Here is a 21,484-nt window from a genome sequence, read left to right on the forward strand (position 1 = left end):
AGTCAGGCCCGGGGATCGAAGGCTTCGCGCAGGGCATCGCCGATAAACACCAGCAGGGTGAGGATCAGCGCCAGGGCAAAGAACGCGGTAAAGCCCAGCCAGGGCGCCTGCAGGTTCTGCTTGCCCTGGTTGACCAGCTCGCCCAGCGAGGCGCTGCCGGCGGGCATGCCGAAGCCGAGGAAGTCCAGGGCGGTCAGGGTCGAGATCGCCCCGGTAAGAATGAAGGGCAGGTAGGTGAGGGTGGCATTCATCGCGTTGGGCAGGATATGCCGGACGATCACCAGGCGATCCGGCAAACCCATGGCCCGGGCCGCCTGCACGTACTCCAGGTTGCGCCCGCGGAGGAACTCGGCGCGCACCACATCCACCAGGGCCAGCCAGGAAAACAGCGCCATGATCCCCAGCAACCACCAGAAATTCGGTTCGACGAAGCCGCTGAGGATGATCAGCAGGTACAGCACCGGCAGTCCGGACCAGACCTCCAGCAAACGCTGGCCGAGCAGGTCGACCCAGCCGCCGTGGTAGCCCTGCAGGGCGCCGGCGGTTACGCCGATGACGGTACTGATCAGGGTCAGGGCCAGGGCGAACAGGATCGACACCCGCGTGCCGTAGATCACCCGGGCCAGCACGTCCCGCGCCTGATCGTCGGTACCCAGCCAGTTGCTCGCGGTCGGCGGGCTGGGCGCGGGCACCTGCAGGTCGTAGTTGGGCGTATCGGCGCTGAACGGGATCGGCGGGAACAGCATCCAGCCGCCCTTGTCCTCGATCAACTGGCGCACGTACTGGCTGCGATAGTCCGGCTGGAATGGCAACTGGCCGCCGAACTGCTGCTCGGTGTAGCGCTTGAACGCCGGGAAATACAGGCTGCCTTCATGCTTGAGCAGCAGCGGTTTGTCGTTGGCGATCAGCTCGGCACCCAGGCTCAGGACCAGCAGCGCGGCGAACGCCCACAGCGAGAACCAGCCGCGCCGGTTGTTGCGAAAGCGCTGCCAGCGGCGCTGGGCGATGGGCGACAGGCGGAACATCAGTGCGCCCTCGTGGCGAAGTCGATGCGCGGATCGACCAGGGTGTAGCAGATATCCCCGACCAGGCGGATCAGCAGGCCGAACAGGGTGAAGATGAACAGCGAGCCGAACACCACCGGGTAGTCGCGGCTGACCGCCGCGTCATAGCTCATGCGCCCGAGGCCATCGAGGGAGAAGATCACCTCGATCATCAACGACCCGGCGAAGAACACCGTGATCAGCGCCTGGGGCAACCCGGCCACCACCAGCAGGATGGCGTTGCGGAACACATGGCCGTAGAGCACGCGGCGCTCGGTGAGGCCCTTGGCCTTGGCGGTGATCACGTACTGGCGGGTGATTTCGTTGAGGAAGGCGTTCTTGGTCAGCAGGGTCAGGGTGGCGAAGCCGCCGATCACCAGGGCGCCCACTGGCAGCACCAGGTGCCAGAAGTAGTCGGCGACCTTGCCGATCAGGCTCAGCTCGGCAAAGTTTTCCGAGACCAGCCCGCGCACCGGGAACCAGTTCAGCGAAGTGCCGCCGGCGAACAGCACGATCAGCAGCAGGGCGAAGAGGAACGCGGGCAGGGCATAGCCGATGACGATCAGGCTGCTGCTCCAGGCATCGAACACGCTGCCATGGCGCACCGCCTTGCGGATGCCGAGGGGGATCGACACCAGGTAGGTGATCAGGGTGGCCCAGAAACCGAGGGACAGGGTCACCGGCATCTTGTCGAGGATCAGGTCGGTGACCTTGGCGCCGCGGAAGAAGCTGTCGCCGAAGTCCAGCCGCGCATAGCTGCCGAGCATCAGCCACAGGCGTTCCGGGGCGGACTTGTCGAAGCCGTATTGCTTCTTGATGGTTTCCAGCAAGGCCGGGTCGAGGCCGCGACTGGCCCGCGAGTCGAGCTGGACCGACGACCCGCCCGGCGCACCGCCACCCATGCCTTGCAGGCGAGCCACCGCCTGTTCCACCGGCCCGCCGGGGGCGGCCTGGACGATAACGAAGTTGACCAGCAGGATCACCAGCAAGGTCGGGATGATCAGCAGCAGGCGCCGCAGGATATAGGCGGTCATGGCTTGACTCCCGTGCGCTCGGCCATCTGTTCGTTGGTCAGTGCCGTCGGGCTGACTTCCCACCAGGTGTCCAGGGCCGGGTCATTGGCCGCCGGGACCTTCGGCAGGCCGAAGCGGTTCCACCAGACGCTGGAGGTGCCTGGCGGGTAGTAGTTGGGGATCCAGTAGTAGTTCCATTGCAGCACCCGGTCCAGGGCATGGGCGTGGCGTTGCATGCCGGCCTGGGTATCGGCGCGCACCAGGCCGTCGATCAGGCGGTCCACCACCGGGCTTTGCAGGGCCATGAAGTTGTTCGAACCGGGGTCCTTGGCCGCCGCCGAGCCGAAATAGCTGTACAGCTCCAGGCCCGGCGAGGTGGTCACCGGGTAGCCGGTGACGATCATGTCGTAGTCCCGGGCCATCAGGCGATTGACGTACTGCGCCGAGTCCACCCGGCGGATCTGCATGTCGATGCCGATCTGCGCCAGGGTGCGTTTCCACGGCAGCAACAGGCGCTCCATGCCGTTCTGGCCATTGAGGAAAGTGAAGCTCAGGGGCTCGCCGGCGGCATTCACCAGGCGATCGCCATCCGCGTGCCAGCCGGCGGCCTGCAACAGGGCCAGGGCCTGCAGCTGTTTGTCGCGGATGATCCCCGAACCGTCGGTGCGCGGCGCTTCGAACACCTGGGTGAAGACCTCGTCAGGCACCTGCCCGCGCAGCGGTTCGAGGATTTTCAGCTCCTCGGCATCCGGCAACTCGCGGGCGGCCAGCGGGCTATTGGCGAAATAGCTCTGCTGGCGGATGTACATGTCGCGCATCATCCGCCGGTTGCTCCATTCGAAGTCCCAGAGCAGGGCGATGGCCTGGCGCACGCGGCGGTCCTGGAACATTGGCCGTTGCAGATTGAACACGTAGCCCTGGGCGTTCTGCGGGGCTTCCTTGGCCAGATGGGCGCGTTGCAGGCGGCCATCGTCCAGGGCCGGGCCGGCGTAGCCGATGGTGTAGCCGGTAGCGGAAAACTCGCGGTTGTAGTCGTAGCCGCCACCACGCAGGACCTGGCGCGCTACGTCGGTATCGCCGAAATACTCGATGCGCATCTGGTCGAAGTTGTAGCGCCCGCGGTTCACCGGCAGGTCCTTGCCCCACCAGTCGCGGTCGCGTTCGAAGGTGATGCTGCGACCATTGTCGATCCGCGCCACCTTGTACGGTCCGCTGCCCAGTGGCGCCTCGAAACCGCCGCCATTGGCGAAGTCGCGGTTGCGCCACCAGTGTTCCGGCAGCACCGGCAGCGAGGCCAGGTCAAGGGGCAGGGTACGGTTCTGGCTGGTCTTGAAATCGAAGCGCACCTGGGTCGGCGACTCCACCACCACATCGGCGACATCGGCGAACTGGGTGCGGTACTTCAGGTTGCCGTCGCGCAGCAGCAGATCGTAGGTGAAGCGCACGTCTTCGGCGCGGATCGGCTTTCCGTCGGCAAAGCGCGCCTTGGGGTCGAGATAGAAGCGCAGCCACAGGCCGTCATCGGCCCGCTCCATGCGCCGGGCTACCAGACCGTAGACGGTGTAGGGCTCGTCCAGCGAGCGCACGGCCAGGGGCGCATACAGCCAGCCATCGATCTCGCTGACGCCGATGCCCTTGTCGATATAGGGAAGGATATGGTCGAACTGGCCGATCTCGATGGCCGAGCGGCGCAGGCTGCCGCCCTTGGGGGCGTCGGGATTGGTGTAGTCGAAATGCTGGAAGCCGGCGGAATAGCGCGGGGCTTCGCCGTAGACGGTGAGGGCGTGGGTCGGTGCGGCTTGCGCGCTTTGCCATGAACAGAGAAGGGCAATACACACCACTGTCCCGTGGGAGCGAGCTTGCTCGCGAAGGACCGCAAAGCGGTCCCCCAAGGCCATGCGGGCCTTACGAAGCAAAACCGATCAGTCCTGGCGACTGGTCACTTCCAGCAGGTGATAGCCGAACTGGGTCTTCACCGGACCTTGCACGGTGTTCACCGGCGCGCTGAACACCACGGTATCGAATTCCTTGACCATCTGGCCCGGACCGAACGAGCCCAGATCACCGCCCTGGCGGCTGGACGGGCAAGTGGAGTTGGCTTTGGCGATTTCGGCGAAATCGGCGCCGGCTTCGATCTGCGCCTTCAGTTCGTTGCACTTGTCTTCGCTGCTGACGAGGATGTGGCGGGCGGTGGCTCGGGCCATGGCAGGTACTCCAATTTTGGGAAAAGCCAGAGCCTACCGGAATTGCCTGACGAATTCTCCTCAAAATCTGCAGGTCGTTTCCCTGGGTACCTGATATTTCTGTCAGTTGTGCATTCTGCCGTCCCGCCCTTCAATGAAGCCGTCGCCACATCGGCCTGTTTGCACGAGAGGGAACATCATGGACGCTGCAAACCTCCGGTCTTCATTGCAGGTGCTGTTGATGTTGTTGCTTGGCCTGATGTTGCTGCCGATGAGCCACGGCAGCGTGGCAGAGACCGGCAGCCAACTGGCACAGCGGCTGAACGCCAGCTACGCCAAGGCCATGGACACTTGCAAGGAGGGCAAGCCGGCCTACTACTGCAGCGGCGTGATGCTCAAGCAGGTGGCGCTGGATGATCCCGAGCCTTTCTGGGCCCACGGTGAGCAAGCGCAGCAGCGTGGCGGGGAGCGTTTTGACTTTCTGCGCATGGATATTACGCATGGCCCCCTGGCGAGCCCGGGCTATCTGTTCAGCGACCGCACCACGGCCATTGGACAGGGCAAGGACTATGTGCTCATCGGCGATGACGGCATGGCCCGCCCGCCCGAATTGATCGTGCACAACTGGCACCATGACGATCCGGCCCGGCTGCCGCTCCAAGCCCTGTATTACCTGCGTGACCAGCCCGGGCAACTGGGCCTTGCGCTGCGCCATCAACAGGCCTATCACCGCGCCACAGGCCAGTGGCTGCCGATTCTCTCGCTACAACCGGGTGCTGCGCAGCCATTCGCCTTCGATCAGCGCGCGCAACTGGCATGGGGCGAGAAGTTGGTGTACCAGCTCAACCAGCGCTACGAACGGAGCCTGGCCAGTTGCCCGGACGGCACCTCGCCGGTGCATTGCAGTGGTGTGCTGGTGAGAGCGGTGGACTATGCGTCTGGCGAAGCCATCTGGATGCCGGACGACCGGGATATCGCCCTGAATGGCCTGTCCTTTTCCTGGGTTCGCCGCGACATCAACACCCGTAGCCTGCACAAGGACGGCGAGCTGGGGTTCATCTTCGATGCCCTGGGCGAGCCCGACCGCTACCCGGTCGAGCTGCGTTGCGCGTACCCGTTCAATGGCTTCACCAGCTCGCTGCCGGATCGCTGTGCCGCAACCTGCGCCTCCGAGGGCATCACCACGGTGCAGGCCTGGCGCGACAAGTACGACGGCGAGTTGGGCAGTTGCACCTTGCAGGACACTCCCGGGGAAGTCGGCCTGCTGCTCGACATCCGCAAGACCCGTCCCGCCAGCTCCATCAACGAGCTGATCATCGCCCCCTGGCCGCAACCGATGCCGGAAAACCTGCCGCTGGCGGCGTTTTTCTTCAACATCTTTGCCAACGGACGAGAGCAGGCCCGATCGACGCAGCGGGATTTCATGGACCATACCGGACAGTTCAAACCGGTCATCCGCCTCGACCTGCAAACGCCGGGGGCCCAACGTTTTCTCTACGACCTGGACGACCAGGTGTTCTGAGCGCGATTCATCAAGGAGGAAGCCGGCATGCCGAGTCCGATCATTCGTTACCTTTGCGCCGTGCTGCTTTATCTGGTCGCTGTCCAGGGCTGGGCACTCACGGGGCCGGAAACCGCACAGCAACTCAACCAGCGCCTGGCAGCGACGCCGGCGCAATGCGTCGGTGGCAAGCCAATTGAAGCGTGCAGTGGGGTGCTGGTGTTGCCCATGGTCAAGGGGCATCCGAAACCCTTCTGGCATCACGGTGCCGAAGCCGTGGAGCGGGGCAGCGAACAGTTTCGCTATCTGCGCCGCGACCTTGGCGGCGAGTCCCTGCCGGACGCGGTCGGCTACATCCTCCACGATGGCTTCACCGCGCAGTCCCAGGGCAAGGGCTACGAAGTGATAGACGACGGTAGCGCACTTCCCGGCGAGCGACTGGTGCGCAACTGGGACGAACAGGCGCCGGAGCAATTGGCGGTGCAGGCGCTGTATTACGACGCCACCCAGGTGGACAGCCTGTTGCGCGCCCAGCAGGGTCAGCTCGATTTCTTCCTGGTCACGGGCCAGTGGCTGCCGCTGGTGCGCTTCGCCCCGGACGATGGGGCCGGTACCTTCGGCTTCAGCACCCAGGAGCAGCTGTACAACGGCTATCAGGTCGCCGCGCGCCTGAATGCCCGCTTTATCGATACGGCCATGGGGTGCCGCGACGGTCGTTCGGCGTACTACTGCAACGGCGTGATCCTGCGTACTGTCGGACCGGGGGATTTCCATGCCTGGAACCCCAGTCCCAATGCCATCCGCATCGGTGGTGTGTCCTTCAGTTACTACCGTCGCGACCTGGATGCCGACACCATGCTTTACCCGCGGGGCTACGTCATTCGCGAACTATCCGCGCCGGCGCAGACGCCGTTCGAGCCGATGTGCTTCTTCCCGATGGATGGTGACACGGGTGAAGCCCCGGCTGGCAAGGTCTGCACCCGGAGGAATACCTGCGAGGCCCTGGGCGTGGACACGGTTGAGAAATGGATTGCCCGCTATCAGTCCAAACCACGCGAAAGCTGTTCGTTGAGCATGTCCCAGGTCGATCTGCAACTGGCCCATGACATCCGCCAGCAGGCCAGGAACGTGGACCCATGGACCGAACTGGTGATACGCACCTGGCCGCAGAACATCGGCAAGGAGCTCTCGATCGAGGCGGTGGTATACAGCACCCGATCGCACCATGGCGGCAGTGGCCTGACGAATGCCAGGCACACCCAGCGCGACTACCTGGAACAGACCGGGCGCTACCTGCCGCTGCTGAAGGCCGACTTCAGGAATGCAGCAGGCCAGCCTTTCAGTTTCGATCCCGCCCAGCAGATCAAACCCTAGCCACGCAAGGCAGTGGCGGCCTCCAGCAGCATGGCCTCGGTGCCGTCCCAGCCCAGGCAACCATCGGTGATCGACACGCCGTACTTCAGCGGGCCCTTGCCCAGGGCCTGACAGCCGTCGAACAGATGGCTCTCGATCATCACCCCCACCAGCGAGCGGTCACCGGCGACGCGTTGTTCGATCACATCACGCAGTACCGCTGGTTGCTTGAGCGGGTCCTTGCCGCTGTTGGCGTGGCTGCAATCGACCATGATCCGCGCCGCGATCCCGGCTTTGGCCAGGCCTTGGCGGGCCATGGCGACACTGTCCGCATCATGGTTCGGGCCCTTGTGGCCGCCACGCAGGACCAGGTGGGTGTCAGGGTTGCCGAGGGTCTCGACGATCGCCGGATGGCCCTGGGCATCCAGGCCGAAATGCCGGTGCGGATGGGCCGCACTGCGGATCGCGTCGCAAGCGATGCCGACACCGCCGTCGGTGCCGTTCTTGAAGCCCACCGGCAGGCCCAGGCCGCTGACCATCTCGCGGTGGATCTGCGACTCGGTAGTGCGCGCGCCGATGGCCGCCCAGCCGAGCAGGTCGTCGAAGTAGCCGGCGGCCATCGGTTGCAGCAGTTCGGTGGCCACTGGCAGGCCGCGTTCGAGCATGCCCAGCATCAGCTCGCGGGACAGGCGCAGGCCGCCGTGCATATCGTCGCTACCGTCCAGCTGCGGATCGTAGGCCAGGCCTTTCCAGCCGACCGTAGTGCGCGGTTTTTCCACGTAGGCGCGCATTACCAGCAGCAACTGGTCATCGACCTTGTGCGCGAGTGCGGCGAGGCGGTCGGCGTATTCGAGGGCGGAGCGGGGATCGTGCAGGGAGCAGGGGCCGACCACCACCAGCAGGCGCGGGTCGTGACCGTCGAGAATTCGTTTGATCGCCTGGCGCTGTTGCTGGACCTGGGTGGCGAGGGCGGTGGACAGGGGCAACTGCTGCTTGAGTTGCACGGGGCTGGGCAGACGCAGGCTCACGGAAGTGTTGGCTGCGGCAGGGGTGTTCAGTGGCAGTGCCTGGGTAGTCGCTTGCATGTTCGGTAGTCCCTGGGCGGAAGGCGGCTTCTGTGCCGCGCCTTCGGCCCTATCGTTGTGTTCGACAGATACTTGAATGTGTGTTGATGCCACCTGCAACGGACCGGTCGGAGGCGGCTGGCTGGCCCGAACGGCAGTGGCTAAATCGCCAGGCAGAGCTTTGGTAGCGGTAGTAGGTGGCGTAGTTCATGTGTCGATTCCTCAGTGATGTCAGTGTTTTCGGACCCAAAACAAAACCCCCGGAGGGCTGGGCCGTCCGGGGGTTCGAGAGTTCTCGTGTTCGGCGGCCCTGTTGATGGGCGCCGGTGTGGGTATCAGCGGCGCCTGTGGCTAAACCAATACCCAAAATAAAACGCGGCTGGAGCAACGGAGCCACAGGCAGCCACGGACACGGCGGAGCGCGCTGGGCGACCGGTGTGTTGTGCGTGGATGTGAGTGGTGTGGTTCATGTGCTGCTCCAGTTGAATGCGTTCGAGCTTACTTCAGCGTAAGTGCGTGTTTCAACGATTAATTTCGATCGTAACGATTAATTATTTCTACCGGCCCATTACCTACGTAGATAGGCAGTGAAGTCGATATCCCCGGCGCTGAGGATCGCCTGCACCCGGTTGTGCACGTTGAGCTTGCGCAGGATCGCCGAGACATGGGCCTTCACCGTGGTTTCGGCGATATCCAGGTTGTAGGCGATCTGCTTGTTCGATTCGCCCTTGGTCATGCGTTCGAGTACCAGCAGTTGCTTGCGGGTCAGCGCCTGCAGCAGCTCCGGGGCGAAGCCCTGGGGTTCGCTCTGGCTGCGACGGCTGCCGCTTTTCTGGGTGCGGATGATGTCCGGCGGCAGGTACACGTTGCCATTGAGGATCTGCTCGATGGCCTCGGTCATCTGCGAGCGCGGCGAGGATTTGGTGATAAAGCCCACCGCGCCGTAGGTGATGGCCTGCAGAACGATCTGCTTGTCCTGCTCGGCGGAGACGATCACCACCGGGATGGTCGGCGCCTCGTTGCGCAGGTTGATCAGCCCGCCGAGGCCGTGCATGCCGGGCATGTTCAGGTCGAGCAGGATCAGGTCGAGATCGTCGTGCTCGCCGGTCAGGGCCAGGGCGCTGTCGAGGTCGGCGGTTTCCATCACTTCGCTGCCGGGGAAACCGTCGCTGATGACGTTATGGATGGCCTCGCGAAACAGCGGGTGGTCGTCGGCGATCAGAATCTTGTACATGGCTTTGCACCTTATTGTTTTTGGCGTTGAGCGCAAGGAACGCGTGGTTCAGGGAAAGGCTTCGGGCGTGGCGGCTACCACGGGCAGGCCGGCATTCTCCCAGGCATCGAGGCCATCACGGTACCAGTACAGCTGCGAGTAGCCCAGCGCAGTGGCGCGCTTGACCGCGTTCCAGCTCAGCCAGCAGTCGGAACGGCAGTAGAAGACGATGGCGCGCTGGCGATCACCGCCACTGAGGCGTTGCAGATGGCGGCTGAAATACTCGCGCCACTGGGCATCCAGTTCGCCGTCGCCGGTATTGGCCAGCCAGTGGCTGCCGGGCAGGTTGGCGTGGGCTTCGCTGGCGATGAACTGGCCGTTGAGGAACGGGCGTTTGTACACGTCGATGAGCAGGGCCGGCGGTTGCTCCTGGAGCAGGGCCTGGACCTGGGCAGTATCGACGGTCCGGGCGGTCTCGGCGGTGGCCGGGGTGGGGCTGCGGTACAGACCGTTGCGATAGCCGTCGGCGGAGAACGGCGGCGCATCGGCCAGGGCCGTGCTGACGAGCAGGCCGGACAGGGTCAGGCCGAGGAGGGTGGACAGGACGCGAGGCAGCATGGTCGGCAGTCTCATTTTTGTTATGCCGGTATTACAGGTCAGTGCCGAGGCTTTGTGAATGCGACCATCGACAGCAAAAGCGCTACCAAAGTAGTAGGCGGACGTCGCGGGCGGGGCTCTAGCATGGGCCTGTGGCGATAACAAAGAGAATACGCCGATGGACATCCTGCTGGTCGACGACCATCCGATGCTGCGCCTGGGCCTGAGTGCCGTGCTTGCCGAAGAACTGCCGGTGCGCGAAGCCGCCTCCGGTGAAGAAGCCTTGTTGCGTGTACAGGAGCAGGTGCCGGGCCTGGTCCTGATGGATTTCGACCTGCCCGGCATCAGCGGCCTGGAGACCACCCGCCGGCTGCGTCAACGCCTGCCGCAATTGCGCGTGCTGTTCTTCAGCGAACATACCGAGCTGGGCCTAGTACGCCAGGCGCTGGATGCCGGTGCCTGTGGTTTCCTGTCCAAGTCGGTGGCGCCGGCGACGCTGCTCGAAGCGGTGCGTCGGGTGCTGGCCGGACATGCCTATATCGAACAGGCCCTGGCCACCCAACTGGCCACCCAGCCGCACCGCAGCGAAGACAAGGACGCGCGCTTGAGCGGGCTGACCCAGCGCGAGACCGAGATCTTCCTGATGCTGGCCAAGGGCACCTCGATGCGCATGATCGCCGAGCACCTGTGCCTGAGTGGCAAGACCGTTTCCAACTACCTGACGGTGGTCAAGAGCAAGCTGCAGGTCAGTTCCCATGCCGAGCTGGTGCATCTGGCGATCGAGACGGGGTTGCTCAGGATCGCTGCCTGACTCCAAGGCCTCATCGCTGGCAACGCCAGCTCCCACAGGTTCAGCGGTGCACACAACCCTGTGGGAGCTGGCGTTGCCAGCGATGAGGCCGGTGAGATCAACATTAGTCCCAGGTTTTCGGGCAACCTTCGCAACCTTCCATGTTGGCATCCTGGAAGTTCGCATAATGCACCCGCGTCCCGCGCAGATTGGCCTTCTCCAGATTGCTCTCGCCGAACTTGGCTTCCTGCAGGTTGGCGTCCGACAGGTTGGCACCCAGCAGGTCGGCACGGCTCAGCCAGGTCATTTCCAGGTCGGCGGCCTGCAGGTTGGCGTTGTGCAGCTTGGCCCCGGACAGGCGGGCAAATTCCAGGTAGGCGCCGCTCAGGTTGGCACCGTTGAACTTCGCCCCCTGGGCGAACATGCCCCAGGCCTGGGTGGCGATCAGGCTGGCGCCGGTCAGGTCGGCGATGCGCAGGTTGCTTTGTTGCAGGCTGGCGCGGTTGAGGTTGGCACCTTGCAACTGGGCTTTCTCCAGATTGGCCAGGTCGAGCTTGGCATGGCGCAGGTCGGCGCCTTTGAGGTTGGCCCCGGCCAGGTTCATCTTGGTCATGTCCTGGTTGTTCAGGTTCGCGCCGGCGAGGTTGGCGTTGGGGCACTGGCTCTCCGGCTGGATCACGCAACCGTTGACGATCAGCGGCTGGTCGTCGCCATCGTCGGCGATCACGGCGAAGGCGGGGGTGATGGCGAGGGTCAGGAGTAGCGGGAGGTATTTCATGGATAGCTCCGTCATTGAGGTCGGTGCAAAACCCTGTGGGAGCTGGCTTGCCAGCGATAGGGCCATCAGCCTCGACATGGCTGAGGCAGGGAGGGCCCCATCGCTGGCAAGCCAGCTCCCACAGGGACCAAAGAGGCTGTCACGCCCCTTTGGTCTCTTTCAGATCAGCGCTGCGCAGTCTTGGAATCCCAGCTCGGGATCTTGAACACCCAGAACGAACCACCCTGTGCCACCGGCTTGGTCAGCTCGGCCATGTCGCCGCCCCACAGCGGTACCGCACCGCCGTAGCCGACGGTCACGCCGATGTACTGCTCGCCATCCTGTTCCCAGGTGATGGGCGGGGAGACGATGCCGCTGCCGGTCTGGAATTTCCACAGCTCTTCGCCGGTCTTGGCGTTGAAGGCCTTGAAGTAACCGTCGCCGGTCCCGGTGAACACCAGGTTGCCCTTGGTCGCCAGTACGCCAGCCCACAGCGGCAGGCGCTCCTTGTGCTCCCAGACCATCTTGCCGGTGGTCGGGTCCATGGCGCGCAGCGAACCTACGTGGTCCTCGTACATGCGCTTGATGCGGAAGCCCATGCCCAGGTAGGCGGAGCCTTTCTTGTAGTTGACCTCCTCGGTCCAGTATTCCTCTTTCCACTGGTTGGACGGCACGTAGAACAGGCCGGTGTCCTGGCTGTAGGCCATCGGGTTCCAGTTCTTGCCACCGAGGAACGGCGGCGAGACTTCCACCGACTTGCCCTTGGTTTCGCCCGGTGCCGGTTTTGGCGGACGCTGGCCTTCGTTTTCCACCGGACGCCCGGTCTTCAGGTCGATATGGCTGGCCCAGGTGATGTTGTCGGCGAACGGGAAGGCGTTCTTCAGCTTGCCGTTGGTGCGGTCGACCACATAGAAGAAGCCGTTGCGGTCAGCGTGGGCGGTGGCCTTGTACTGCTTGCCGTCCTTGTCCTTGTAATCGAACAGCACCAGTTCGTTGTTGCCGGAGAAGTCCCAGGCATCGTTCGGCGTGTGCTGGTAGAACCACTTCACTTCACCGGTGCTCGGATCGACGCCGACCTGGCCGGAGGTGTAGAGGCTGTCGTAGTCGTGCGGGTTGCCGTCTTTCGAGGTGCGCGCCCAGGTGTTCCACGGGCCGGGGTTGCCGGCGCCGACGATGATGGTGTTGGTCTCGGCATCGAAGCTCGCGCTCTGCCAAGGGGCGCCGCCGCCGTGGCTCCAGGCCTCGACCTTGCCGGTTTCGGTGCTCGGATCATCCGGCCAGGACGGTGCCTTCACATCGCCGGTCGGGGTGCTGTCCTTGCCGTTCAAGCGACCCATGTGGCCTTCCACGAACGGACGCATCCACACTTCTTCGCCGGTATCCGGGTCGCGGGCATACAACTGGCCGACCACGCCGAATTCGTCACCCGAGCTGCCGTGGATCAGCAGGACCTTGCCGGTCTTCTGGTCCTTGATCAGGGTGGGTGCGCCGGTCATGGTGTAGCCGGCGGAGTGATCGCCGAACTTCTTCTTCCACACCACCTTGCCGGTGTCCTTGTTCAGGGCAATGACCTGGGCGTCGAGGGTACCGAAGAAGATCTTGTCGCCGAAGATCGCTGCACCGCGGTTGACCACGTCGCAGCAAGGACGAATGTTGTCCGGCAGGCGGTGGTTGTAGGTCCACAGGCGCTTGCCGGTCTTGGCATCGAGGGCGAACACCCGCGAGTAGGAACCGGTGACGTAGACCACACCGTCGCTGATGATCGCTTGCGACTCCTGTCCACGCTGCTTCTCGTCGCCGAAGGAGAACGACCAGGCCGGGGTCAGCTTGAACACGTTCTTGTCGTTGACCGCCGCCAGCGGGCTCCAGCGCTGGGCGTTGGTGCCCATGCCGTACTGCAGCACGTTGTTGGTGGTCTTGTGGTCGTCGGCGATGTCTTCCCAGGTCACGGGTTTGGCCTGGGCCTGGGCCATGCCCAGGGTACCCACCAGCAGTACGGCCAGGGACAGGGGAGCCATAGAAAGCCGGGAGTGTGCGGCGGGTAACGATCTTATTGTCATCTTGGTGTTTCCCAATGGAGGTTTTGGCCTGCATAGACTGGAACGCCAACGCTCCCCGAGATACGGAAAAACTCCCGCCCTTGCCGGGAAAACTTCCCGGTCCGGACATGATTTGGCACTGCCCCACAAGCCCTACTACCAACGGACTAGACCGCGACCACCAAAGCAGCATGGGGGAGGCTCCCGGGTGCTTCCTAAGATGGCCGGCAGAACCTTTCGCCAGAGAGGTTTTCGCGTGCAAATCGTGCAACCTGAAGTAGTCGAGGGCAAAACAATGACAAGAGTTAAGAACGCCTTGCTGGGCACCGTGTTCATGGCCGGCCTGATCAGCACCGGAGCGGTCATGGCCCACGGCAACGTGACGCCGAGCGCCGTCAATATCGGCAACCTGGAAAAGCTTGGTGAAGAATGGCGGACCGAAAACCCCTATCGCACCGGCAAGAACCATGATGAAGCGCTGAGCATCGGTGCTTCGGCCTACAACATGAACTGCGCCGCCTGCCATGGCCTGGAAGCCAAGTCCGGCGGCATCGCCCCGGACCTGCGCATGCTCGACGAGGGCGCCAGCGGTGACGAATGGTTCGTCGAACGGGTGCGCCACGGTTCGGTGCGCGACGGTCGCGTGTACATGCCGAAGATGGCCGACTACCTGAGCCAGGAAGCGCTCTGGGCCATCCGTACCTACCTGGACAGCGTCCACGTCGAGGAGTGAGGCCATGGGCCGGGTGCCGTTGTTGCTGCTGGCGTTATGCATGGGCGCCCCGGCATATGCCCTGGACCCGGGCAAGGACCCGGTGCCCTCGGTGATGTGGGAGTTCTATCGAAAACAATGGATTGGCGATGAGCCCTACCGCTTCGACGAACGGGTCAAGGTGGTTGCGCCGCCGTTCGCCGAGGATGCCCGGCAGGTTCCCCTGCAAATCGACGCCCGCGGACTCCCCGGCAACGTCAAGCGCATGCTGGTCTGGGCCGAATTGAACCCGTTGCCGCGCATCGTCGACTTCGCGCCTGGTCCCGAGGTACTGCCATGGCTGGCGATCCGTATCCGTATCGAACAGGCCACGCCGCTGCGTGCAGCGGTGCAGACCGAGGACGGCGTCTGGCATGTCGGCTCGACCCTGATCGACGCCGCCGGTGGTGGCTGTACCGCGCCCAGCGTGGTGCGCAGCCAGCCCGGCTGGGAAGAGCGCCTCGGCCAGGTGCTTGGTGGGCGCTACCCGCGCGAGGACTACAGCCGCCTGCGCCTGTCGGTATCCCACCCCATGGATAACGGCCTGATGGCCGGGATTCCCGAATTCTTCATCGATCACGCCGAGCTGTTCGACGCTGCGGGCCAGTCCCTGGCGACCCTCGAACTGTGGCCGGCCGTGAGCGAAAACCCCAGCCTGTCGTTCGACCTGCGCCGCCCGGGCCCGGTACGCCTGAGCCTGCGCGACAACAACGGCAATGCCTTCGACGCCGCCATCGAATGAGGTCCCGGATGCGTGCTTTGCTGTGCCTGTTGAGCCTTGTCAGCCTGCCGAGCCTGGCCGACCTGGACTACCGTCTCGAACCCCGGCAAATCGCCGCCGACACCTGGGTGCTGGAAGGTCGCACCGAGAATTTCTCCCGGGACAATGGCGGCAATATCGTCAACACCGGGTTCATCGTCAGTGAAGACGGCGTGGTGGTGATCGACAGCGGCCCTTCGCTGCGTTACGGCCAGGCCCTGCGCCAGGCCATTGCCAGGGTTACCGACAAGCCAGTGGTGCAGGTGCTGATCACCCATCACCACCCCGACCATGCCCTGGGCAACCAGGCCTTTGCCGACGTGCCCATCGCCGCCTTGCCGGGCACCACGGAGCAACTGGCCAGGGAGGGCGATGCGCTGGCGGAAAACATGTACCGCATGGTCGGTGACTGGATGCGTGGGACCGAGGTGCGCCTGCCGGTGCAGACGCTGGAACCGGGGGTGAAGACCTTCGGCTCCCATCCGCTGCGCTTGTTGGCCTTCACTGGGCACAGCGGCGCCGACCTGGCGGTGCTGGACGAAAAGACCGGGGTGCTGTTTGCCGGCGACCTGCTGTTCTACCAGCGTGCCTTGACCACGCCGCACAGCCCCGGCCTGGCGCAATGGGTGGATGACCTCCAGCAGTTGCAGGCCCAGCCGTGGAAAGTGCTGGTGCCGGGGCATGGTCCGGTCAGCCAGGACCGCGGGCCGTTCGACCAGATGGTCGACTACCTCGGCTGGCTCGACGACCTGCTGCGCGACAGCGCGGCCAATGGCCTGGACATGAACGAAGTAATCGCCACGCCGATTCCCGAGCGCTTTGCCTCGGTGAAGCTGAGCAAGTACGAACTGATCCGCAGTGTCACCCATCTTTACCCGCGCTATGAGCAGGCAGCCATGGCGCGGGTGGAGCAATAGGTTGGCCATGATGGCCTCATCGTCGGCAATGCCGACTCCCACAAGGATCCTGGCCTGCCGCAAAACCTGTGGGAGCTGGCCGGGCGGCGATCCGATTGCCAGCGATGAGGCCATCAACAACGAAGCAAGGTTCAGCCCGGGTTCCCAACTACCTCCCGCACCATCTCCAGCACTTTCTGGATCACCGGATCCCGAGCACTGTCGCTGCGCCAGCCCAGCTCCACGGCATAACGCGGCAACTCGATCGGGCACGGCAGGCAGCTCAGGTTGGCCAGCCTGGCCAGTGCCTGCGCCGCATGGGTCGGCAGGGTGGCTATGCAATCACTGCCCTCCAGCAACGCCGGCAACGCGGCGAAATGCGTGGTCGACGCCTCGACCCGGCGACTCTGCCCCAGCGCCGCCAAGGCCTCATCCACCACCCCGACATAGCCCCCGGACGACACCAGCACATGCCCACGCTGCAGAAAGTCCTGATGACTCAGGTCACCCGGCACCGCACTGAGGCAGCTATACCCGCCGCTGGCCAGCACCTGGCGTCCCAGGGCCCGGGACGGGATCGCCCCGGCGGTCAGGGCCAGGTCGATCTGTCGGCTCATCAGTGCATCCGCAGCGACCATGCTGTGAGTTTGCTTGAACAGTAAACGCAGGCCCGGGGTACGGACCTTGGCCAGGTCGATCAAGGCCCGGCCGATGGCCAGCTCGTGATCGTCCGACAGCCCGAGGGCGACGGTACGGCCATGGAAGGCGGTCTGCGCGCCGCTGACCAGCAACAGGCTCTGCCGGCATTTCTCCAGCGCCGCCGCAATGATCGGGCGCAGTTCCTCGCTTTTCGCCGTCGGCCGCAAGCCGCGCCCGGTGCGTTCGAACAGGTGATCGCCGTAGACCAGGCGCAAGCGGGCGAGGGCGGCGCTGACCGCCGACTGGGTGATGCCCAGGCGAATCGCCGCACGCCCGGCACCGCCTTCCTCGTACAGGGCCTCGAAGACTTTCAGCAGGTTGAGGTCGAGCGACCAGATATCGATTTGGCTCATATCAGATAGGGTCTGTACTGAATTGATTGATAACGCAGCGCTGGCGACTATGCCTCAATCAACCCAAAACAAGCGAGACAGACCCATGCCAACTTCCATCGTTGCCGCCTTGCAGATCGGTTCGCGCCCCGAGGGCAAGGCCGCCACCCTCGACGCCGTGCTGGCTTACGAAGCGCGGATCAAGGCCAGCGGTGCCGGGCTGGTGGTCATGCCCGAAGCGCTGCTGGGCGGCTACCCCAAGGGCGAGACCTTCGGTACCTACCTCGGCTACCGCTTGCCCGAAGGCCGCGAGGCCTTCCAGCGCTACTACGAAAACGCCATCGACGTGCCCGGCGCCGAGACCGACGAACTGGCCGGCCTGGCCCAGCGTACTGGTGCCCACCTGGTGATCGGGGTGATCGAGCGCTCGGGCAATACGCTGTTCTGCACCGCGCTGTTCTTTTCCCCAGAGGCCGGCCTGGTGGCCAAGCACCGCAAGCTGATGCCCACCGGCACCGAGCGCCTGATCTGGGGCCAGGGCGACGGCTCGACCCTGCCGGTGCTGGACACCCCGGTGGGCAAGCTCGGCGCGGCGATCTGCTGGGAAAACCACATGCCGCTGCTGCGCACGGCGATGTACGCCAAGGGCGTGCAGGTCTGGTGCGCACCGACCGTGGACGAGCGCGATGTGTGGCAGGCGTCGATGCGCCATATCGCCCACGAAGGCCGGCTGTTCCTGGTCAGCGCCTGCCAGGTGCAGCCGTCGCCCAAGGCCCTCGGTATCGAGGTGCCGCACTGGGACGCCGAGCGCCCGCTGATCCAGGGCAACAGCGTGATCGTCGGGCCGTTGGGCGAAGTGCTGGCGGGGCCGTTGCGTGGTGAGGAGGGCTTGTTGACCGCCGGGATCGACCTGGAGGAACTGGTACGTGCCCGCTACGACTTCGACGTGGTCGGGCACTATTCGCGGCCGGATGTGTTCTCGCTGAGTGTGGATGAACGGGCCAAGCGTACGGTCGAGTTCCGCAGCTGATCCGCCGTCAGGCCGTGACGAACTCCGGCTCGTGCCCGACCGGGAAGTTCACCGAGCGGGCGATAAAGCACTTCTGATGAGCCAGGTGGTGCAGCGAGCGGGCCTTGTCCAGGTCCGTTCCGGCTGCCAGGGTCACCCGGGGGCGCAGCGTGACCGAGGTGAACTGCCCGGCGCCGTTGGGCGTTTCCAGCATCTCGCCCTCGGCGCGGTCCTCATAGGCCAGCACCACGATCCCGGCCTCGGCGCACAGGCCCAGGTACCAGAGCTTGTGGCAGGCCGACAGCGAGGCCACCAGCAGGTCCTCCGGATTCCAGCGTGCCGGGTCGCCGCGAAACGCCGGATCGGAGGAGCCCTCGATGCCGGGCTTGCCCTCGGCCTCGATCAGATGGTCACGGCTGTAGCCGCGATAGCTGGCGGTACCTGTTCCCTGGTTGCCGGTCCAGGTCACGCTGACCGCGTAGTGATGTTGTTTGTCGGCCATCGGCATTCCTCCTGAATGAGTGGAATGCCGAGCTTAGCCGCGCAGGCCGTGGCGGCGAAACGTGCAGGTCGGGAAACAGTCATTGCGGCCATGCACGATGCGTCAGCAGCACATCAGAACGGCGGCCAGGAAGACAGCGGATCATGCCGGCACGGCTGCTTCAACACCGCATTGCACTCAGGCCTATCCTCCGGCACCTGCACCCCGGTCAATTCCCCCAGCACCAGCTGCGACGGATGCTGCGCGTCGTGGAACACCGAGTTGCGACTCTGCAGGGCGTAATAGGCAAAGCCATAGCCCCCGGTGCGCGACGGCGCGTCGATCCAGATGCGCAGCTTCGAGCCCTTGCGGAACGGATGGGAGAACGGCGGGATCTCCACCCGGCCCAGGGCCGGCACATTGGGCAGCATCGGTTGCAATGCATCAGGTTCGTTGAGCTGTACCGGACGCACCGCGCTGGACTTGCCGGCATCCAGCGCACGGTTGGACATGCGCAGCCAGCCGCGCTGGACGAATACCTCCTTGTCGTCGGGGCGCACCTCGGTGATGGTCACCTGCACATCGGTGTCCGGGGCAAGGAAGGTCGACAGCCAGATATCCGCACTGGCACTGCCATAACTGAGGAAATCCCGCTCGAACGCGGCACTGGTGTAGGCCACGCTGCCCTGGCGCCACAGCGGATGCTGCCAGCCCCAGGCGTGGTCCTTGAGGTAGGTGTTCACGTCCGGGCCGGGGATCGGGTAGAGGTAGGCGTCCGGCTTGCCACGGCCCTGGCCGTTTTCGATCAGCTCGCCGTCCTCGCTCAGGGCAAAGCTCACCGGCTTGACCGGCAAGGGGTACTGATTGCGCTCGATGGTCCAGCCTGGACGTGCGGTTTCATTGGGTTGATGCCGGCCTTCGCGCTGGTCGGCCACGGTCTCCTGCCAGATTTCCAGGTGCGGGGTGCGCTCGAAACCGTTGGCGGCACCTTTGACGAAGTGATCGAGGAAGGCATACAGCTTCTGGCGGAAACGTTCCGACTCGTAGAGATTGTGGCCGCCGCTGCTTTGCACCATCCACAGCTGCCGTGGATCGAGGCGCTCCTGATAGAAACCTTCGCGGGCCAGCACCGCTTCGTCCTGCCACGCCTGCATCGACAGCACCGGCACCTGTACCTGGTCGGCGCGGTCCCGTGGGGCGCGCTGCTTCATCCACTCATCGTGCTGCGGGTGGCGCAGCAATTCGTACATCAACGAGGTCTTGCCGACCTTGGCCTGATTCTCGGCGACCTGAGCCAGGCAGCGCTGGTCGCCTTCGCTTTGCGCGCTGGCCTTGACCGCCTCCCAGCGCTGGTCGACGAACCAGTGCCAGGTGGTGGTGAACTCCTGATTGGGCACGCCGCCCTGGGACCAGCTGTCGGTATAGGCGTCGCCAAGGATCATGCCCGGGGCGATGGCCTTGAGGCCCTGTGGGCGTTCGGAGGCGGTCATCAGTTGCGACATGCCGGCCCAGGACCAGCCGAACATGCCGACGCTGCCGTTGGACCAGCCTTGTTTCGCAGCGAACTCCACGGCGTTGCGCCCGTCGCTGCCGTACTCGCGGCCGAGGAAGTCGAAGGTGCCCTGGGAGCAGCCGGTACCGCGGGCCTGCACGCCCATCACGGCGTAGCCACGCTTTACCAGGTCCTGGTCCATGGCTACCGAGAAGGTTTCGTTGTCCTGTAGATAGGCGGAGCCGCCGATGCTACCGGAGTCGTAGCCGCTGTAGCGGATCAGCACCGGGAACGGACCGTCGCCCTTGGGCAGCAGCACCGAGTAGCGCAGGTCGGTGCCGTCGTCGGCCTTGAGGTAACCGGTGAGGCGCTTGGCCCAGAATGGCTGGAAGCTGCGGTCGGACGGTGGCATGCCTTCGGGCGGCGGCGGGGTGGCGCAGGCGCCGAGGGTCAGGGCGAGGGTGAGGCATACAGCGTGTTTGAGTTGATGCATGGGTGATCTCGATTGAACGGCCTTGCACGGACCTTGTGGGAGCTGGCATTGCCAGCGATGAGGTCAGCAGGAGCAAAGCGGTTGTCTGGACGGGCCTCATCGCTGGCAAGCCAGCTCCCACAGGGGCCTGTGCAAGTCTCTGGATGTGGCGGGTCAGAACCTGCGATTGGCGGAAAACACCACCGTCGCCGAGCAATCCCCGCCCTTGCCGAAGTTGTTGCGGCATTCGGCTTCGGACAGGTCGGTGTCGATATAGGCGGCCTTCCATTCCAGGCCGAAGGCCCGCTTGCTCAGGGCCACCTGCCAGTCGTTGTAATCACTGCGGTAGTGGCCGCTGGCGGACAACCAGGCCTGCTGGTCCGGAGTCGAGGTGTGGCCGTAACGGACGTTGAGCTTGGTCTGCCAGGGCAGGTAGAAGTCGTATTCGGCCCAACTGATCAGGCGATGACTGTCGCGCTTGCTGATGGCCGCATCCGCCGGCAATACGCCCCATTCGATCAACTGGTCGACCTGGGCCGCCGCCGCGGCGCGGGCCGGCGGGTTCTTCAGATCGTTGGCGTATTTGAAGCCGAGCGTGGCATTGCGATAACCGAAGGTGCCGATCAGTTCGCCGAAGTTGATCCAGCTGTCGCCCGGGTACTCGTAGCGCACGTAGGACAGGGAAAAGCGGGTGTTCTCGGTGATCGGCCGGGCGATGCCGACGTAGTAGTCCCACTCCCGGTTGCTTTGCGTGCCCATGTCGACGTTGGCGGTGAACACCCCGGCGTAAAGGCCGCTGAGCTTGTGCACCAGGGTCGCCGAGGAGAGCAATACCGGGCCGTCATCCTGGTTCAGGGAAAAGCCGCCGACGCGGTAGTCGCTGGCCAGGCCGACGTTGATATCGAGCAAGGTTTCCGGGGTCAGGTCGAGGGCCTGGGCGGAAGCGGAGAGGCCGAGCAAGGCGCTGGCCAGGCCGCGAAGTGCAAACTGCTTCATTACATCTGCTCCATTGTTGTGATTGCTTTGGCAGAGAAGGGCG

At 64.5% G+C, this 21,484-nt stretch carries 20 protein-coding genes; 7 read left to right on the top strand and 13 right to left on the bottom strand.

The window, feature by feature from the left end:
• Positions 1–2: 2 nt before the first annotated feature.
• Genes ACODSK_RS16290 through ACODSK_RS16305 form a run of 4 tightly spaced genes read right to left on the bottom strand, consistent with a single transcriptional unit; the run spans position 3 to position 4,260 of the window.
• On the bottom strand, positions 3–1,025 hold the full coding sequence (locus ACODSK_RS16290; RefSeq protein ID WP_489017531.1) for an ABC transporter permease: 1,023 nt from the start codon (positions 1,023–1,025) through the stop codon (positions 3–5).
• Complete coding sequence (locus ACODSK_RS16295; protein WP_489017532.1) at positions 1,025–2,077, bottom strand: microcin C ABC transporter permease YejB; 1,053 nt, start codon at positions 2,075–2,077, stop codon at positions 1,025–1,027. Before ACODSK_RS16295 ends, ACODSK_RS16290 begins: the two co-directional genes overlap by 1 nt.
• Positions 2,074–3,954 carry an extracellular solute-binding protein gene (locus ACODSK_RS16300; protein WP_489017580.1) on the bottom strand — a complete coding sequence of 627 codons (1,881 nt, stop codon included), beginning with the start codon at positions 3,952–3,954 and terminating at the stop codon, positions 2,074–2,076. The genes ACODSK_RS16295 and ACODSK_RS16300 overlap by 4 nt, the downstream gene beginning before the upstream one ends.
• A gap of 24 nt (positions 3,955–3,978) precedes the next feature.
• On the bottom strand, positions 3,979–4,260 hold the full coding sequence (locus ACODSK_RS16305) for a peptidylprolyl isomerase (protein ID WP_003248318.1): 282 nt from the start codon (positions 4,258–4,260) through the stop codon (positions 3,979–3,981).
• A gap of 178 nt (positions 4,261–4,438) precedes the next feature.
• On the opposite strand from ACODSK_RS16305, the gene ACODSK_RS16310 reads away from it, so the two are divergent.
• Positions 4,439–5,761 (top strand): hypothetical protein, encoded by a 1,323-nt coding sequence (locus ACODSK_RS16310; RefSeq protein WP_489017533.1) that lies wholly within the window; start codon positions 4,439–4,441, stop codon positions 5,759–5,761.
• A gap of 27 nt (positions 5,762–5,788) precedes the next feature.
• Entirely contained in the window at positions 5,789–7,114 is a 1,326-nt protein-coding gene (locus tag ACODSK_RS16315; RefSeq protein WP_489017535.1) for a hypothetical protein, read from the top strand.
• Here ACODSK_RS16315 and ACODSK_RS16320 read toward each other — a convergent pair.
• The 3 genes from ACODSK_RS16320 to ACODSK_RS16330 form a co-directional block, all read right to left on the bottom strand.
• Positions 7,111–8,178, bottom strand: a complete 1,068-nt coding sequence (locus tag ACODSK_RS16320; RefSeq protein ID WP_489017536.1) for a 3-deoxy-7-phosphoheptulonate synthase — start codon at positions 8,176–8,178, stop codon at positions 7,111–7,113. The two genes, ACODSK_RS16315 and ACODSK_RS16320, sit on opposite strands and share 4 nt — an antisense overlap.
• Before the next feature lie 547 nt (positions 8,179–8,725).
• The gene (locus tag ACODSK_RS16325) at positions 8,726–9,391 is read right to left on the bottom strand and encodes a response regulator (protein WP_316922604.1); all 666 of its coding nucleotides are present in this window, start codon (positions 9,389–9,391) and stop codon (positions 8,726–8,728) included.
• Between the two features lie 48 nt (positions 9,392–9,439).
• Positions 9,440–9,988 carry a PQQ-dependent catabolism-associated CXXCW motif protein gene (locus tag ACODSK_RS16330; protein WP_489017538.1) on the bottom strand — a complete coding sequence of 183 codons (549 nt, stop codon included), beginning with the start codon at positions 9,986–9,988 and terminating at the stop codon, positions 9,440–9,442.
• Positions 9,989–10,145: 157 nt separating this feature from the next.
• On the opposite strand from ACODSK_RS16330, the gene ACODSK_RS16335 reads away from it, so the two are divergent.
• Entirely contained in the window at positions 10,146–10,778 is a 633-nt protein-coding gene (locus ACODSK_RS16335; protein ID WP_489017539.1) for a response regulator, read from the top strand.
• A gap of 103 nt (positions 10,779–10,881) precedes the next feature.
• Here the strand turns inward: ACODSK_RS16335 and ACODSK_RS16340 are convergent, their stop codons facing one another.
• Positions 10,882–11,535 carry a pentapeptide repeat-containing protein gene (locus tag ACODSK_RS16340; RefSeq protein WP_489017541.1) on the bottom strand — a complete coding sequence of 218 codons (654 nt, stop codon included), beginning with the start codon at positions 11,533–11,535 and terminating at the stop codon, positions 10,882–10,884.
• A 164-nt stretch (positions 11,536–11,699) separates the two neighbouring features.
• Positions 11,700–13,574: a quinoprotein ethanol dehydrogenase gene (gene exaA, locus ACODSK_RS16345; protein ID WP_489017542.1), complete on the bottom strand. Its 1,875-nt coding sequence runs from the start codon at positions 13,572–13,574 to the stop codon at positions 11,700–11,702.
• 274 nt (positions 13,575–13,848) lie between these two features.
• Here exaA and pedF point away from each other — a divergent pair, with 274 nt between their 5' ends.
• The 3 genes from pedF to ACODSK_RS16360 are packed head-to-tail and all read left to right on the top strand — an operon-like array spanning position 13,849 to position 15,981.
• Complete coding sequence (gene pedF / locus ACODSK_RS16350) at positions 13,849–14,286, top strand: cytochrome c-550 PedF (protein WP_489017544.1); 438 nt, start codon at positions 13,849–13,851, stop codon at positions 14,284–14,286.
• A gap of 4 nt (positions 14,287–14,290) precedes the next feature.
• Positions 14,291–15,046 (top strand): quinoprotein dehydrogenase-associated SoxYZ-like carrier, encoded by a 756-nt coding sequence (locus ACODSK_RS16355; RefSeq protein WP_489017545.1) that lies wholly within the window; start codon positions 14,291–14,293, stop codon positions 15,044–15,046.
• Between the two features lie 8 nt (positions 15,047–15,054).
• A complete protein-coding gene (locus tag ACODSK_RS16360) occupies positions 15,055–15,981 on the top strand; it encodes a quinoprotein relay system zinc metallohydrolase 1 (protein ID WP_489017546.1) in 927 nt (308 codons plus the stop codon).
• Between the two features lie 131 nt (positions 15,982–16,112).
• On the opposite strand, the gene ACODSK_RS16365 is transcribed toward ACODSK_RS16360, so the two are convergent.
• Positions 16,113–17,012, bottom strand: coding sequence for a LysR family transcriptional regulator (locus ACODSK_RS16365; protein WP_489017547.1), 900 nt, complete (start codon positions 17,010–17,012; stop codon positions 16,113–16,115).
• An 85-nt stretch (positions 17,013–17,097) separates the two neighbouring features.
• Here ACODSK_RS16365 and ACODSK_RS16370 point away from each other — a divergent pair, with 85 nt between their 5' ends.
• Complete coding sequence (locus ACODSK_RS16370; RefSeq protein WP_489017548.1) at positions 17,098–18,021, top strand: carbon-nitrogen hydrolase family protein; 924 nt, start codon at positions 17,098–17,100, stop codon at positions 18,019–18,021.
• 7 nt (positions 18,022–18,028) lie between these two features.
• Here the strand turns inward: ACODSK_RS16370 and ACODSK_RS16375 are convergent, their stop codons facing one another.
• The 3 genes from ACODSK_RS16375 to ACODSK_RS16385 all read right to left on the bottom strand — a co-directional run bounded on the left by ACODSK_RS16375 (position 18,029) and on the right by ACODSK_RS16385 (position 21,441).
• On the bottom strand, positions 18,029–18,502 hold the full coding sequence (locus tag ACODSK_RS16375; protein WP_489017550.1) for an OsmC family protein: 474 nt from the start codon (positions 18,500–18,502) through the stop codon (positions 18,029–18,031).
• A 113-nt stretch (positions 18,503–18,615) separates the two neighbouring features.
• Positions 18,616–20,466, bottom strand: coding sequence for a CocE/NonD family hydrolase (locus ACODSK_RS16380; protein WP_489017551.1), 1,851 nt, complete (start codon positions 20,464–20,466; stop codon positions 18,616–18,618).
• Between the two features lie 153 nt (positions 20,467–20,619).
• Positions 20,620–21,441 carry a TorF family putative porin gene (locus ACODSK_RS16385; protein ID WP_489017552.1) on the bottom strand — a complete coding sequence of 274 codons (822 nt, stop codon included), beginning with the start codon at positions 21,439–21,441 and terminating at the stop codon, positions 20,620–20,622.
• Positions 21,442–21,484 lie beyond the last annotated feature (43 nt).

The organism is Pseudomonas sp. FG98 (assembly GCF_057808595.1).

Bases quoted from the DNA above. Each gene is read 5' to 3' on its own strand.
- exaA (WP_489017542.1), bottom strand. From the start codon at position 13,574: ATGACAATAAGATCGTTACCCGCCGCACACTCCCGGCTTTCTATGGCT.
- ACODSK_RS16360 (WP_489017546.1), top strand. From the start codon at position 15,055: ATGCGTGCTTTGCTGTGCCTGTTGAGCCTTGTCAGCCTGCCGAGCCTG.
- ACODSK_RS16385 (WP_489017552.1), bottom strand. From the start codon at position 21,441: ATGAAGCAGTTTGCACTTCGCGGCCTGGCCAGCGCCTTGCTCGGCCTC.
- ACODSK_RS16315 (WP_489017535.1), top strand. From the start codon at position 5,789: ATGCCGAGTCCGATCATTCGTTACCTTTGCGCCGTGCTGCTTTATCTG.
- ACODSK_RS16300 (WP_489017580.1), bottom strand. From the start codon at position 3,954: ATGGCCTTGGGGGACCGCTTTGCGGTCCTTCGCGAGCAAGCTCGCTCC.
- ACODSK_RS16355 (WP_489017545.1), top strand. From the start codon at position 14,291: ATGGGCCGGGTGCCGTTGTTGCTGCTGGCGTTATGCATGGGCGCCCCG.
- ACODSK_RS16380 (WP_489017551.1), bottom strand. From the start codon at position 20,466: ATGCATCAACTCAAACACGCTGTATGCCTCACCCTCGCCCTGACCCTC.
- ACODSK_RS16290 (WP_489017531.1), bottom strand. From the start codon at position 1,025: ATGTTCCGCCTGTCGCCCATCGCCCAGCGCCGCTGGCAGCGCTTTCGC.
- ACODSK_RS16325 (WP_316922604.1), bottom strand. From the start codon at position 9,391: ATGTACAAGATTCTGATCGCCGACGACCACCCGCTGTTTCGCGAGGCC.
- ACODSK_RS16335 (WP_489017539.1), top strand. From the start codon at position 10,146: ATGGACATCCTGCTGGTCGACGACCATCCGATGCTGCGCCTGGGCCTG.
- ACODSK_RS16365 (WP_489017547.1), bottom strand. From the start codon at position 17,012: ATGAGCCAAATCGATATCTGGTCGCTCGACCTCAACCTGCTGAAAGTC.
- ACODSK_RS16375 (WP_489017550.1), bottom strand. From the start codon at position 18,502: ATGGCCGACAAACAACATCACTACGCGGTCAGCGTGACCTGGACCGGC.
- ACODSK_RS16370 (WP_489017548.1), top strand. From the start codon at position 17,098: ATGCCAACTTCCATCGTTGCCGCCTTGCAGATCGGTTCGCGCCCCGAG.
- ACODSK_RS16330 (WP_489017538.1), bottom strand. From the start codon at position 9,988: ATGCTGCCTCGCGTCCTGTCCACCCTCCTCGGCCTGACCCTGTCCGGC.
- ACODSK_RS16305 (WP_003248318.1), bottom strand. From the start codon at position 4,260: ATGGCCCGAGCCACCGCCCGCCACATCCTCGTCAGCAGCGAAGACAAG.
- pedF (WP_489017544.1), top strand. From the start codon at position 13,849: ATGACAAGAGTTAAGAACGCCTTGCTGGGCACCGTGTTCATGGCCGGC.
- ACODSK_RS16310 (WP_489017533.1), top strand. From the start codon at position 4,439: ATGGACGCTGCAAACCTCCGGTCTTCATTGCAGGTGCTGTTGATGTTG.
- ACODSK_RS16340 (WP_489017541.1), bottom strand. From the start codon at position 11,535: ATGAAATACCTCCCGCTACTCCTGACCCTCGCCATCACCCCCGCCTTC.
- ACODSK_RS16295 (WP_489017532.1), bottom strand. From the start codon at position 2,077: ATGACCGCCTATATCCTGCGGCGCCTGCTGCTGATCATCCCGACCTTG.
- ACODSK_RS16320 (WP_489017536.1), bottom strand. From the start codon at position 8,178: ATGCAAGCGACTACCCAGGCACTGCCACTGAACACCCCTGCCGCAGCC.